Annotated in this window: 14 protein-coding genes; 1 reads left to right on the forward strand and 13 read right to left on the reverse strand. The window is 76.3% G+C overall.

Annotation, left to right across the window (positions count from 1 at the left end):
* Nucleotides 1-13: 13 nt before the first annotated feature.
* From cobM to def, 3 genes are read right to left on the reverse strand one after another with little or no spacing between them, the layout of a single operon-like run.
* Nucleotides 14-754, reverse strand: a complete 741-nt coding sequence (gene cobM, locus DQ240_RS15495) for a precorrin-4 C(11)-methyltransferase (protein WP_113840512.1) — start codon at nucleotides 752-754, stop codon at nucleotides 14-16.
* A 28-nt stretch (nucleotides 755-782) separates the two neighbouring features.
* Complete coding sequence (cbiE, locus tag DQ240_RS15500) at nucleotides 783-2000, reverse strand: precorrin-6y C5,15-methyltransferase (decarboxylating) subunit CbiE (RefSeq protein ID WP_113840513.1); 1218 nt, start codon at nucleotides 1998-2000, stop codon at nucleotides 783-785.
* On the reverse strand, nucleotides 1997-2533 hold the full coding sequence (gene def, locus DQ240_RS15505; RefSeq protein WP_113840514.1) for a peptide deformylase: 537 nt from the start codon (nucleotides 2531-2533) through the stop codon (nucleotides 1997-1999). Before def ends, cbiE begins: the two co-directional genes overlap by 4 nt.
* A gap of 31 nt (nucleotides 2534-2564) precedes the next feature.
* Here def and DQ240_RS15510 point away from each other — a divergent pair, with 31 nt between their 5' ends.
* Nucleotides 2565-3524 (forward strand): cobalamin biosynthesis protein, encoded by a 960-nt coding sequence (locus DQ240_RS15510; protein WP_113840515.1) that lies wholly within the window; start codon nucleotides 2565-2567, stop codon nucleotides 3522-3524.
* A gap of 24 nt (nucleotides 3525-3548) precedes the next feature.
* Here DQ240_RS15510 and DQ240_RS24290 read toward each other — a convergent pair whose 3' ends face one another.
* The 10 genes from DQ240_RS24290 to DQ240_RS15555 form a co-directional block, all read right to left on the reverse strand.
* On the reverse strand, nucleotides 3549-3674 hold the full coding sequence (locus tag DQ240_RS24290) for a hypothetical protein (protein ID WP_255410905.1): 126 nt from the start codon (nucleotides 3672-3674) through the stop codon (nucleotides 3549-3551).
* An 82-nt stretch (nucleotides 3675-3756) separates the two neighbouring features.
* On the reverse strand, nucleotides 3757-4479 hold the full coding sequence (locus DQ240_RS15515) for a PIG-L deacetylase family protein (RefSeq protein WP_113840516.1): 723 nt from the start codon (nucleotides 4477-4479) through the stop codon (nucleotides 3757-3759).
* Nucleotides 4480-4655: 176 nt separating this feature from the next.
* A complete protein-coding gene (locus DQ240_RS15520) occupies nucleotides 4656-5351 on the reverse strand; it encodes a PIG-L deacetylase family protein (RefSeq protein WP_113840517.1) in 696 nt (231 codons plus the stop codon).
* Nucleotides 5352-5356: 5 nt separating this feature from the next.
* Nucleotides 5357-5929 (reverse strand): hypothetical protein, encoded by a 573-nt coding sequence (locus DQ240_RS15525; protein WP_113840518.1) that lies wholly within the window; start codon nucleotides 5927-5929, stop codon nucleotides 5357-5359.
* Nucleotides 5930-6024: 95 nt separating this feature from the next.
* Nucleotides 6025-6513 carry a hypothetical protein gene (locus DQ240_RS15530; RefSeq protein ID WP_147262004.1) on the reverse strand — a complete coding sequence of 163 codons (489 nt, stop codon included), beginning with the start codon at nucleotides 6511-6513 and terminating at the stop codon, nucleotides 6025-6027.
* A gap of 156 nt (nucleotides 6514-6669) precedes the next feature.
* Nucleotides 6670-7386, reverse strand: a complete 717-nt coding sequence (locus DQ240_RS15535) for an HAD family hydrolase (protein ID WP_233498747.1) — start codon at nucleotides 7384-7386, stop codon at nucleotides 6670-6672.
* A complete protein-coding gene (gene wecB / locus DQ240_RS15540) occupies nucleotides 7383-8534 on the reverse strand; it encodes a non-hydrolyzing UDP-N-acetylglucosamine 2-epimerase (RefSeq protein WP_113840567.1) in 1152 nt (383 codons plus the stop codon). Before wecB ends, DQ240_RS15535 begins: the two co-directional genes overlap by 4 nt.
* Nucleotides 8531-9571, reverse strand: a complete 1041-nt coding sequence (locus DQ240_RS15545; protein WP_113840520.1) for an ATP-grasp domain-containing protein — start codon at nucleotides 9569-9571, stop codon at nucleotides 8531-8533. Before DQ240_RS15545 ends, wecB begins: the two co-directional genes overlap by 4 nt.
* Entirely contained in the window at nucleotides 9568-10857 is a 1290-nt protein-coding gene (locus tag DQ240_RS15550; protein WP_113840521.1) for an archaeosortase/exosortase family protein, read from the reverse strand. Before DQ240_RS15550 ends, DQ240_RS15545 begins: the two co-directional genes overlap by 4 nt.
* Nucleotides 10854-12305: a glycosyltransferase family 2 protein gene (locus tag DQ240_RS15555; protein WP_113840522.1), complete on the reverse strand. Its 1452-nt coding sequence runs from the start codon at nucleotides 12303-12305 to the stop codon at nucleotides 10854-10856. Before DQ240_RS15555 ends, DQ240_RS15550 begins: the two co-directional genes overlap by 4 nt.
* Nucleotides 12306-12386 lie beyond the last annotated feature (81 nt).

Genomic DNA, 12386 nt, shown 5'->3' on the forward strand with positions numbered 1-12386 from the left:
CGGAAATCGTCACCTAGCGACTCCGATGGGTCGAGTAGAGGTGGCTGTCGCGGAACTGCTCGGCGGTCAGTGCCCGGCCGACCACCACGATCGCCGTCCGCCTGATCCCGGCGTCGGCGACCTGCGCGGCGATGTCGGCGAGCGTGCCGCGCAGCACCACCTCGTCGTCCCGGCTGGCGTACGCGACGACGGCGGCCGGGCAGTCGGCGCCGTAGTGCTCGGCCAGCTCGGGTGCGAGCTCGTCCAGCCGCTGCACCGCCAGGTGCAGCACCAGCGTCGCGCCGGTGGCCGCGTAGGCCGACAGCTGCTCCCCCGGCGGCATCGGCGTGGAGCGGGCCGAGGTCCGCGTGAGGACGACGGTCTGCGCCACCCCCGGCACGGTCAGCTCACGCTTCAGCGCGGCCGCGGCCGCGGCGAACGACGGCACCCCCGGGACGACCTCGTAGGGCACCCCGGCCGCGTCGAGCCGGCGCATCTGCTCGGCCATCGCGCTGTAGACCGACGGGTCGCCGGAGTGCAGCCGGGCGACGTCGAGACCGGCCTCGTGCGCGGCCACCAGCTCGGCGGTGATCTGGTCGAGGTCCAGGTCCGCGGTGTCGACCAGCCGCGCCCCGGCGGGTGCGGTGTCGAGCAGCTCCCGCGGCACGAGCGCACCGGCGTAGAGGCAGACCGGAGCCGCCGCGATCAGCCGGGCGGCACGGAGGGTGACGAGGTCGGCCGCACCGGGGCCGGCGCCGATGAAGTGGACGGTCACCGCAGGGACTCTCGCGCGCGAAGTGCTCTCACCGGGTCACGCTCCAGATCGTCACGGGCATGGCGGCCCGCCAGCCGGTGAACGTCCCGACCGGCTCGGCACGCTGCACGGCGATGCGCACCAGCTCGCCGCCGACGCGGGCGTGCCACGCGGCCAGCACCGCCTCGCTCTCCACGGTGACCGCGTTGGCCACCAGGCGGCCGCCGGGCGGCAGCGCCTCCCAGCAGCTGTCCAGCAGGAGCGGGGTGGTGAGCCCGCCGCCGATGAAGACGGCGTCCGGGGTGGGGAGGCGGCCGAGGACCTCGGGCGCGGAGCCGTGCACGACACGCAGGTAGGGGACGCCGAGCCGGCCGGCGTTGCGGGCGATCCGGGCCGCCCGCTCCTCGTCGGCCTCGACCGCCACGGCGCGGCAGGTCGGGTGGGCGCGCATCCACTCGATGCCGATCGAGCCCGAACCGGCCCCGACGTCCCACAGCAGCTGACCCGGGACGGCGGCCAGCCGCGACAGGGTGACCGCACGGACCTCGGACTTGGTGAGCTGGCCGTCGGACTCGTAGGCGCCGTCGGGCAGGCCGGGCGTGGTGGGCATCGGCATGGTGCCGCGCTCGGCCCGGCACTCGACCGCGGTGACGACGAGCGCCGGCGCGGGCTGGGACCAGGTGGCCGCGGTGCCGGTGCGCACCGTCTCCTCGGGGCCGCCCAGGCCGCCGAGGACGGTCACCAGGCTCTCGCCGTAGCCGCGGTCGGCCAGCAGCCGGGCGACGTGCGCCGGGGTGTCGCCGTCGGACCCGAGCACGAGCAGCCGCGCGCCGGGGTGCACGTGCGGGTGCAGCAGCTCCAGCGGCCGGCCGACGAGGGTCACCACGCAGGTGTCCTCCACGGCCCAGCCCAGCCGGGCGCAGGCGAGCGAGACCGACGACGGCGCCGGCAGCACCCGCACCCGGTCGGCGCCGAACAGCCGGGTGAGCGTGGTGCCGATCCCCGACAGCATCGGGTCGCCGCTGGCCAGGACCACGAGGGCCCGCCCGGCGTGCTCCTCCACCAGCCCGGGCAGCGCCTCGCTGAGCGGCGAGGGCCAGGGCACCCGCTCGGCCGTCACCGACTCCGGCACGAGCTGCAGCTGGCGCCGGCTGCCGAGCAGGACGTCGGCCCGCTCGACCTCCGCGCGCGAGGTGGGCGCCAGGCCGTCCCAGCCGTCGGCGCCGATGCCCACGACGACGATGGGTGCGCCGACGGCGGCCGTCACGAGCGGGACTCCGCGAGCAGCCGCTCGCGCAGGTCCTCCGGGAGCCGGTCGACGTACACGGTGCCGTCGAGGTGGTCGACCTCGTGCTGCAGGCAGCGGGCCGCCATCCCGGTCGCCTCGATCGTCACCGGTGAACCGTCGGCGTCGACGCCGTCCACCCGCGCCCGGAACGCGCGCGGCAACTCGGCGTAGGGGCCGGGCACGGAGAGGCAGCCCTCCTCGGTGACCTCCTCGGCCGGGTCGTCGCCGACCGGCTCCGGGATGGTCAGCACCGGGTTCACGACGTAGCCGACGACGTCCTCGCCGTCGGCGTCTGGGCAGTCGATGACGAAGACCCGCGCGTCGACGCCGATCTGGTTCGCCGCGAGGCCCACGCCGTCGGCGGCCTCCATGCTGGCGAACATGTCGAGCACGAGGCGGCGCAGGTCGCGGCCGAACTCGGTGACCGGGGCGCAGGGACGGTGCAGGACCGGGTCGCTGCCGTACGTGACGATCGGGCGGGCGACGCCGTCGTAACGGCCGGGCAGGCGCATGCGGCGATCCTAGGGAGCGCCGGTTGACAGGATGACCGCCGTGCGCGCGGACCGGGACCTGGCGACGGCGGCCGGTCTGGCCCTGGGGGCCGCGGCGGACCTGCTGCTGGCCGATCCCCGGCGGCTGCACCCCGTGGCGGGGTTCGGCACCGCGGCGGCGGCCCTGGAGCGACGCGCGCACCGGGACTCCCGTGCCGCGGGTGCCGGGTACGCGGCCGTGCTGGTCGGTGCGGCGGGCGCGCTGGGCGCGGGGCTGGACCGCGCCACCCGTCGGAGGCCGGTGGCCCGCGCGCTCGGAACGGCCGCGGTCACCTGGTCCGTCCTCGGCGGCACCTCGCTCGGCCGGGCGGCCCGGACCGTCCACCTGCCGCTGGTCGAGGGCGACCTCGCCACCGCCCGGGAGCGGCTGCCCTCCCTCGTCGGCCGCGACCCCGCCGGCCTGGACGCCGGCGAGCTGGCCCGGGCGACGGTCGAGTCGGTCGCGGAGAACACCTCCGACGCCGCGGTGGCGCCGCTCTTCTGGGGAGCCGTGGCCGGGCTGCCGGGGCTCACCGCCTACCGGGCGGTCAACACCCTCGACGCGATGGTCGGCCACCGGTCGCCGCGGTACGCGCGGTTCGGCTGGGCCTCGGCCCGCGCGGACGACGTCGCCAACTGGGTGCCGGCCCGGCTGACGGCGGCGCTCACCGTGGCGGTGGCGCCGCTGACCGGGGCGTCGGCGGGCGGCGCGCTGCGGATCTGGCTGCGCGACGGCGCGGCGCACCCGAGCCCGAACTCGGGCCGGTGCGAGGCCTCGCTCGCCGGAGCGCTCGGGCTGCGGCTGGGTGGCCGGAACGTCTACGGCAGCCGGGTGGAGGTGCGGCCGACGATGGGCGACGGCCGGCCGCCGGTGGCCGGCGACATCCCCCGGGCCGTGCGGCTGTCCCGCGCGGTGTGGACGACGGCCGCCGCCCTCGCCGTGCTCGGCCGGCTCGCCCGACCCCGCTCCTGAGGGGAGCCGGACGAGCCGGCGGCGTCAGACGTTGCTGTCGCGGTCCTCGGGCTTCTTCGAGGTCTCGATCTCGGTCCCGGTGAGCGGCACGCCGCTCCCCTCCTCCGCTCCGCCGCGCTCGACGTCCTCGTTCCCGGTGGGCTCGCTCATGACCTGCTCCTCTGGCTCGTCGGGCGTACCGACGACCCCCTACCCGAGGACCCCGGCCGATCCACCTCAACCCGGGGTGAGGTCAGACGGTGCCGATCGGCATCGACGGCGTGAGCTGCCAGGAGGCCGGCACCGCCGCCACGGCGCCGCCCTGCACCGGGGCGAGGTCGAGCACGAGCCGGGTGGGCTGGAACGCCTCGGCGTACCCGATCCGCGCCTGGGCGCCCCAGTGGCGGGCCGAGGCGACGACCGCGTCCGGCTCGACCATGGCCGAGAGCTCGACCTGGGTGGCGTGGGCGGCCAGCGCGGCGACCTTGCCCGACAGGTGGGCGGTGACGTCGACGAAGACGGTCGGGCTGAACGAGAGCGTGGAGGGGCTCTGATAGTGCAGCACCCGCGGCAGCCGGCGGGCGGCGCCCTGCGTCGCCGAGGCCACCGCGCGGTGGTCCTGGTGGCTGTCGTCGGGGGCGTGGACGTAGACCAGGTCGGCGCGGGTGGCGCGCAGGACCCGCTCGATCAGGCGGACGGTCTGGGAGTCGGGGACGACCTCGCAGTCGCGCAGCCCGCCCCACACCAGCCGGGCGCCGATCATCTCCGCGGCACGCTCCTGCTCGGCGCGCCGACCGGCACCGCGGGCGCCGTCGCCGGGCCCGTTCTCGCCACCGGTCACCACGAGCATGGTCACGGTGTCGCCGGCGGCCACGTGCGCCAGCAGCGCGCCGCCGCAGCCGAGCTCGATGTCGTCGGGATGCGCGCCGATGGCCAGCACGCTGCGCCCCGCGATCCCCGTGTACCCGCCGTCCATGGCCGGTGCCCTCCGCTCCCGAGGGCGGCACGCGCCGCCCGATGCCCGTCCATCGGCCGTTCGGTGGAGCGCCTCCACCGAGAACGGCCCGGACCTCCCCCCTGGGGGTGAGGGAAGGACCTGCCTGCCCCCCCACCACTCGCACGCTCGTGGCGGGCCCCTGCAGGCAGGCCGACTCAGCCGACGAGACGGGGAGTGGGGACGAGCCGGTGCACCGACGGCAGCGCGTCCTCGGCCCGCCGACGGGGCACCGGCGCCAGGTCCATGACCATCCGCGTCGGCGCGAACGCCTCCGCGTAGCCGATCCGGGCCTGGGCGCCCCAGTGCCGGGCCGAGGCGACCACGGCGTCGGGCTCGACCATCGCCGACAGCTCCACCTGCGAGGCGTGCAGGCCGAGCGCGTGGAGCTTGCCGGTCAGGTGCGCGGTCACGTCGACGTAGACCGTCGGGCTGAACGAGAGCGTCGAGGGGCTCTGGTAGTGCAGCACCCGCGACAGCCGCCGGGCCGCGCCCTGCGTCGCCGACGCCACCGCGCGGTGGTCCTGGTGGCTGTCGTCGGGCGCGTGCACGTAGACGACGTCGGCGCCGGTCTCCTCGAGGACCCCCTCGATGAGCGCCACCGTGCCGGCGTCCGCGGTCAGCATGCAGTCGCGCATGCCGCCCCAGACCAGCCGGGCACCGAGGCTGCGCGCCGCCGCCTCCTGCTCGAGCCGGCGCCCGGTGACCTGTCCGGGGTCCCCGGGGCCGTTCTCGCCCCCGGTCATCACCAGCATGGTCACGGAGTCCCCCGCCGCCGCGTGGGCGAGCAGCGTGGCGCCGCAGCCCAGCTCGACGTCGTCGGGGTGCGCCCCGATCGCGAGGACGCTGCGCACGGCCGTCAGGCCGCCGCGTCCGCCGACGGCGAGGTCCCCGTCAGGCGCGCCAGCCGGCGGCGGAAGCGGTAGAGCATCGCCGCACCGACGACGCCGGCCGCACCGAGCGCGACCGCCGTCCCGGTGCCGTTGCCGTCGGCCGGCAGCTGCGTGGTCGGCGGGCAGACCGTCGCGTACTGCACGTAGTACGAGTAGCGGAGGGTCTGGCCGTTCAGGATCCAGCGGGCGTCCTGGTAGAAGATCTCCTGGTAGCTCAGCCGCACGGTCCAGGCGCCGTGCACGGTGCCCGCGGCGAACTGCTTGGGCTGCTGGCCCTGCAGCCGGGTCGGGTAGACCTGGTTCGCCGTCCCGTAGTTGTGGATCTGCTGGCGGCCGGTCGTGTTCTCGTAGCCGAGGACGATCCAGAAGGTGCCGTCCCCGTTGTCGCGGTAGCAGTCGACGATCGGCGCGACGCCGACGGTCGCCGAGGCGGTGCCCGGGGTGAAGATCGTGGCCAGCGCCGCGATCACCCCGATCGCCGCGATCCGCGCGAGCCGCGCACGGATGCGCGCGCCGGTCTTCCTGCTGGTGCCTGCCATGGCGTCGTCCCTCGGGTGCTCCGGAGCGGCCTTCCCGCTCCACCCGGGTGGCATCGGACGATGCGTCGCCGATCTGGAGGGTCTGCCGGCCGAAGTCACCCCATCGAGGGAGGTGCGGTCCCAGCGGTGCCGCGCCGGCGGTGCCATGCCTCGACGACGAGCGCGCCGGCGCCCAGGACGGCGGAGCCGCCGAGACCCATGGCCCAGCCCCAGCCGTTGCCGTCCGCCGGCAGCTGGGTGGACGACGGGCACGCCGTGCTCCCGGTCCGGTACGCGGTGACCCGGCTGTCGTACAGCTCCCACTGGATGCTGCTGTACGCCGATGGCACGCGGACCGTGAAGACGGCGTGGTGGGTGCCGGGAGCGAAGGTCTCGACCTGCGCGCCGTTGAAGAGGTCGGGGTCGAAGTCGTTGTCCCCGCCGACCGGCTGGCTCTGGGTGACCGACGTCGAGTTCGTGTAGCCGAAGATCGCGGTCCAGTAGCCGTCCTGCACCGCGGTCACGCAGGACACGAGCGGGGCGACCGGGTCGGCGGCCGCGGCAGCACCGGGGGTGGCCAGCACCACCGCGGCTCCGATCGCCACGGTCACCGCCGACCGTGTGGATGTCCCGCGTGCTCTCGTGCCCCGCATCGTGCGTCCCTCGGATCGGGGCGGCCCGTCCGCCCTGCACCTCGACAACGGCATGCGCGCGGCCCGACCCGAGGGGATGCGGCGCAGGACCACCCGGAGGTGGGAGGGTCACGCAGGGACGGCGGACCCGAGCATCTCGAGCGCGAGCGCCGCGGCGGCCGGGAACGAGTCGACGACGGCCTCGGCCCGCGGCTCGTCCGGCGCGTGCGCGTACTCCCCCTGGCGGATGCGGACGGCCCGGGCACCCACGGCGGCCGCCACCGCGACGTCCTTGCCCGGCCGGTCACCGATGACCAGGACCCGGTCGGCGGGGACGCCCAGCCGGTCGGCGAGCGCGAGCAGCCCGGCGGGGTGCGGCTTGCGCGCCGCCCGGCCGCCGAGGGTGTCGGTGACGAGCACCTCGCCGAGCAGCGGTCCGAGCCCGGTCGCGGCCACCTTGGCGGCCTGGATGACCGGGTTGCCGTCGGTCAGGCAGCCCAGCGGCGCGGCGGCGGCCAGCGCGGCCAGGGCCTCCGGCACGCCCGGGTAGGGCGTCAAGGTGTCCGGCTCGTGCCGGGTGAAGGCAGCCACCAGCGGCGGCACCAGCGCGGGGAGGTCACGGGCCGGCACCCCGGCCGCCAGCAGCGCCCGGTCGATCGTGCCTCCGGCGTCGGAGCCGGCGGCCAGTTCGCGGACGAGCGCCGCGTGCACGCCGGCGCCGTCGACGCCCAGCCCGGTCGCGGCGGCACCGACGGCGGCGGCCGCGCCGGCCAGGTAGTCGGCCTGCGGGTAGAGGGTGTCGTCAAGGTCGACGACGACGGCCAGCGGCAGGAGCGGTGCGGTCACCAGGGCAGCCGCCCGTCGGTGAAGTCCGGCTCCTCGATCGCCAGCAGCGCGTCGGTCGCCTCGTCGGCGAGGATCGCGGCGACCTGCGGACCGGTGGTCCCGTCGCCGTACGGGCACGGCAGGGACGCCGCCCGCGCCAGCTCCGCGGGGGCGGTGTGCCGGGCCGCCGCGGCGAGCACGGCGTCGGCCGCGCTGTCGTCGGCCAGGCTCGCCAGCGTGGTGGTGCCCGCCTCGACGCCCTCCCAGCGCGGGGTCGAGCCGCGGAGGACGACGACCGGGACCCCGAGGTAGGCCGCCTCCTCCTGGATGCCGCCGGAGTCGGTGACCGCGATCCGCGCCGAGGCCAGGGCGGTCAGCAGCTCGTCGTAGCCGACCGGGCCGCTCAGCGAGATCGCCGGGTGGTCGAGCTCGGCGTCGAGACCGGTCGCGGCCAGCCGCCCCGCGGTGCGCGGGTGCACCGGGAAGGTCACCGGCCCCACCTGCTCGGCCAGGGAGCGGACGATGCCGACCAGTCGCTTCAGCCGCACCGGGTCGTCGACGTTCGTCGGCCGGTGCGCGGTGACGAGGACGCCGGTGCGCTCGGCGACCGGGACCGCCCGCACCCCGCGCCCGACCAGGGTGTCGACCACCGGGTTGCCGACGACGAACACGCGCTCGTCGGGGACCCCCTCGGCGGCGAGGAAGGCCGCGGCGCGCCGGGTGGGGGCCAGGTGAAGCGCGGCGACGGCGGCGGCGACCCGGCGGTTGACCTCCTCGACGCTGCGCGGGTTCAGGCTGCGCAGCCCCGCCTCGAGGTGGGCGAAGGGGATGCCCGCGCCGCGAGCGGCCAGCGCGTACGCCGGCACGGTGTTGGTGTCGCCGAGCGCGAGGACGACGTCGGGCCGGTACTCCCCCACCGCGCGGGCGGCGTCGGCGTGCAGCGCGCCGAGCCGGCTCGCCGGGGAGTCGGTCGGCAGCGCGAAGCGGCGCGTGGGCACCAGACCGAGGGCCTGCTGCAGCTCGCCGGCCAGCGCCGGGTCGGTGTGCTGCCCGGTGTCGACGACGTCCACGCGGTGCCCGGCCGCGGTCAGCGCGGTGACCACCGGTGCCAGCTTGACGACCTCCGGGCGGGTGCCGAAGGGCACCAGCACCGACCGGCTGCGGGTCACGCCCACACCGCCGCGGACACGGAGGGGTCGGCCACCGGGGCGCCGGACCGGTCGGTGAAGACCTCGGCGTGGTAGCGGCGCATGCTCACGCCGGGGGTGAACCAGAGGTGCTCCAGCTGCCGGTCCGGCTCGCGGATGCCGGTCAGGTAGGCGCTGACGACGTCGGCGCCGGCGGCGAGGGTGAGCGGGAGGCCGCCGGAGAACCGGGGGTTGATCTCCACCACGGCCGCGTCGCCGTCGGGCGCCACGAAGCCCTGCACGTTGGCCGGCCCGGTCAGCCCCACGGCCTCGAGCGCGCCGACGACGACGTCGGTCACCGCCTCCGAGTCGAAGGTGGTGCCCTTCACCGAGATGCCGGCCTTGGTCTCCTCCCGCCAGCGCGGGACGACGGTGAGGATCTCCCCGGTGCGGGAGACGAGCGTGTCCGCGGTGAACTCGCGCCCGTGCAGCCGGGTCTGGGCGACCAGCGACGGGTCGGTGCACAGCGCCTCCACCACCTCCGACCGGCGGTCGAGCAGGCGCACGCCGCGGCTGCCCCGGCCGGCGCGCGGCTTGACGACCCACGGGCCGGGGACCTCGACCAGCGCCGAGGTGGTGTCGGTGGTCGGCGGGTGCGGCACGCCGGCGGCCCGCAGCGTCCGGGCGAAGGCAGCCTTGTCGCAGCACACCGCCACGGCCGCCGGGTCGGCCAGCCACGTGGCCACGCCGGCGGCGGCCAGCCGGTCGGCGCCGGCGGAGAGCGCCGGCAGCTCCTCGGCCACGGTCGGGATCAGCGCGTCGGCGCCCTGTGCGGTGGCGACCGCGACGAGGGCGTCGACGAAGTGCGGGTGGTCGGCCCGGGGCACGGTGAGCCCGACGGTCGCCAGCGCGGCGCCGGTCGCCGTCGGGTCGGCGTCCACCGCGACGACGCGGTGCCCGAGCGCGATGAGCCGGCGCACGACCGCGATGCCGGCCGGGCCGCCGGCGCCGGTGACGATCACCGCCGGAGCGGCACCCCCGGGCACGGCGTCGGGTCGGGTGGTGAGGAGCGAGGTCACCGGGACACCTCCGGGTGGGGGTCGGCGGGGAGCGGGCGGGCGAAGCTGGACGGGCGCGAGGCGTCGGGGGCGCGGTGCCGGCCGCGGCGCTCGGGGCCGTCGTAGCTGCCGGGCTCGGCGCGGCGCCGCTCGGGACCGGCGTAGCCGCCGGGGGGTGGCGGGGGTGTGCGGAGCCCGATCAACGGGACACGGGTGGTCTCGTCGAGGTCCGGGGAGACCTCGTGCTCGGGCAGGTGGACGACGTCGTCGTCGTCCTCGGGGTGGCGGGCGAGCAGCCAGCCGCGGGCCCACAGCCGCAGCGCCGCCACCCGGTGCGAGGTGACGGGCTCCCACTGGCGCGCGGCGATCGCCAGGGCGAGGCAGTCGAGGACGTAGGGGTCCTCCTCGTAGGTGGCGACGGCGACCAGCGAGGCGCCGTGCGCGCCCAGGCCGTCGGCGACCAGCTCGCGGATGCGGGCCATGCGGGCCGGCGCGGGGAGGTGCCCGATGCGGTAGTCGATCCGGCCGCGCTCGCGGCGGGCGGCCAGCCGCTTCGACGCCCACGACGGGAGGACGTAGCGGTACATCAGCCCGGTGAGGTTGAGCCGCCGGCGCTGCGCCGCGGGCAGCACGCCCTCGACGGTCCGGTAGCCGAGACCGGGGCGGGCCCAGCTGTCGGGGCGGCGGGCGGTGTGCCGGCCGTCGACGTCCTGCTCGGCCCGCTCCGGGGTGGGCAGCGTCAGCCAGACCATCAGGAGGAAGCCGGCGAGGGTGGCGACGAGGTTCCACAGCGTGCCCACCCAGTCGTGGAACAGCACCAGCGCGGCGTCGCCCCACCACATGCCGGCCAGGGCCGAGAACAGCAGCCGCAGGTGGTTGAGCAGGAGGAGCGCGGCGACCGCGACGAGGAGACCGCCCAGGGCGTGCAGCTTGCGGCTGCGCAGCACGACGGCGGTCAGCGCGGTGAGGCCGAGTACCGAGAGGATCGACGAGCACGACGCGGTGACGACCGCGTCGATGACGGCGCCGTTCTCGGGGAACAGCAGCACGTGCCCGGGCAGCACGCCCGAGGCCTGGCCGGGGTAGATCCAGGACATGACCTGCGCGAGGCCCCGGGCCTCCAGCTCGCGCATGGGCATCTGCAGGTAGCGGAAGCCGAGCAGGCAGATCGCCGCGGCGAGGACCAGGTCGCCGGCGACCGGCAGCAGCCGGCGGCCGCTCCCCCGCCGGATGAGGCCGGCCCGGCGCGCGGGGGCGGGCGGCGTGGCGGCGCCGGCGGCGGGCCGACGTCCGAGGACGGCGGTCACCGGCTCCCCACCTCCTGGGGCTCCGTAGCGGCGAGGGCGAAGCTCCGCGGCCGCTCGGGGGCCGCGGTGGCGACCGGGGCGACCGTCTCCGACAGCGGGGACGGGAGGGCGGCGGTGGGGCGCACCGTGGACGTCGCGCCGGAACGCGAGGTCTTCACCCAGGTGTAGGGGCGGCCGAGCATGCCGTCGACGTAGGCCCGGGTGGTGATCCAGATGGAGAGGGCGAACGCCGGCAGGAAGCCGAGCAGGCGCCAGGCCGACCGGCGCTCCACGCGGCCGATGAGCAGGCCCACGCAGAGCTCGGCCAGCGGGCCGACGAACAGCAGCATCGACAGCGGGAGCACCGCCACGACCGGCAGGTCACCGATGCCGAAGGCGCGCAGCACCGTGAGGAGCACGCCGAGGCCGGCGAAGACCGGGACGTGGTAGACGAGCAGGAAGAGCGTCGTCTCCACCTTCTCCAGCACGGAGAGGTGGCGCGAGCGCATGAGCGGCCACCAGTAGTCGCGCGCGCACTTCTGGTGGCCCCGGGCCCAGCGGTAGCGCTGCTTCCAGAAGCGCTGGGCGGTGACGACCGCTTCCTCGTAATCGATCGCCGAGACGTCGTAGCGGACCCGCTGGCCGGCCATGACGATGCGCAGGGTGAGGTCGGTGTCCTCGGTGACCGTCTCGGGGTTCCACCCACCGAGGGCACGCAGGGTCGACATCCGCACCGCGCAGTTGGCGCCGCCGTAGGCCGGCAGCTCGAACAGCGCCTGGCGGCCGTACTCGTTGACCAGGTAGCCGGAGAGGTAGTCGACGAACACCGTGCCGGCCATGTGCGAGTCCTGGCCGTTGCGGATCACGCAGCGGCCCATGACGGCGCCCACGGAGGGGTCGCGGAAGTGCCGGACCAGCCGGCGCAGGGCCGTCGGCTCCGGCTCGTGGTCGGCGTCGAAGACGAGGACGACCTCGGCGTCGACGAGCTCCAGGGCGTCGTTGAGCGCGCCGGACTTCCCGCCGCCGGACCCGACCGCCCGGTGCAGCACCCGCAGTCGCGGCTCGATCGCCGCCCAGGCGTCGAGCTTCTCGCCCGTGCGGTCGTCGGAGCCGTCGTCCACCACGACGAGGGTCAGCCGGTCGGCGGGGTAGTCCAGCGCCAGCAGCGCGGTGACCATGCCGTCGACGACGAGTTCCTCGTTCTTGCAGCCCACGAAGACCGCGACCTGCGGGGTGTAGCCCTCCAGGCCGACGTCGGCGGCGAGGAGGTCGCGCTCGGCCCAGCGGGCGGCGGCGACGGCGAAGGCGAGGTGCCGGCAGAAGAAGATCGCGAAGACGACGTTGAGCGCGCCGGCGATGGCCCCGAGCACCGGGTCGGCCCCGAAGAGCCAGATGGTGCCGGTCAGCGCAGCGGCGTAGAGCAGGAGGACCCAGCGTCTCCCCTCGGGCCGTGCGCTGGTGGTGGCCACCGACCCCCTCCTCCGGACGCGGGCACGCCAGCGGTGGAGCGGCCGCTCCACCTCATCGCTGCATCGGCAGTCCGGCCCCGG

The sequence above is a fragment of the Blastococcus sp. TF02A-26 genome, from assembly GCF_003319125.1.
Lineage (GTDB): Bacteria > Actinomycetota > Actinomycetes > Mycobacteriales > Geodermatophilaceae > Trujillonella.

Bases quoted from the DNA above. Each gene is read 5' to 3' on its own strand.
- def (WP_113840514.1), bottom strand. From the start codon at position 2,533: ATGCGCCTGCCCGGCCGTTACGACGGCGTCGCCCGCCCGATCGTCACG.
- DQ240_RS15510 (WP_113840515.1), top strand. From the start codon at position 2,565: ATGACCGCCGTGCGCGCGGACCGGGACCTGGCGACGGCGGCCGGTCTG.
- DQ240_RS24290 (WP_255410905.1), bottom strand. From the start codon at position 3,674: ATGAGCGAGCCCACCGGGAACGAGGACGTCGAGCGCGGCGGAGCGGAG.
- DQ240_RS15515 (WP_113840516.1), bottom strand. From the start codon at position 4,479: ATGGACGGCGGGTACACGGGGATCGCGGGGCGCAGCGTGCTGGCCATC.
- DQ240_RS15525 (WP_113840518.1), bottom strand. From the start codon at position 5,929: ATGGCAGGCACCAGCAGGAAGACCGGCGCGCGCATCCGTGCGCGGCTC.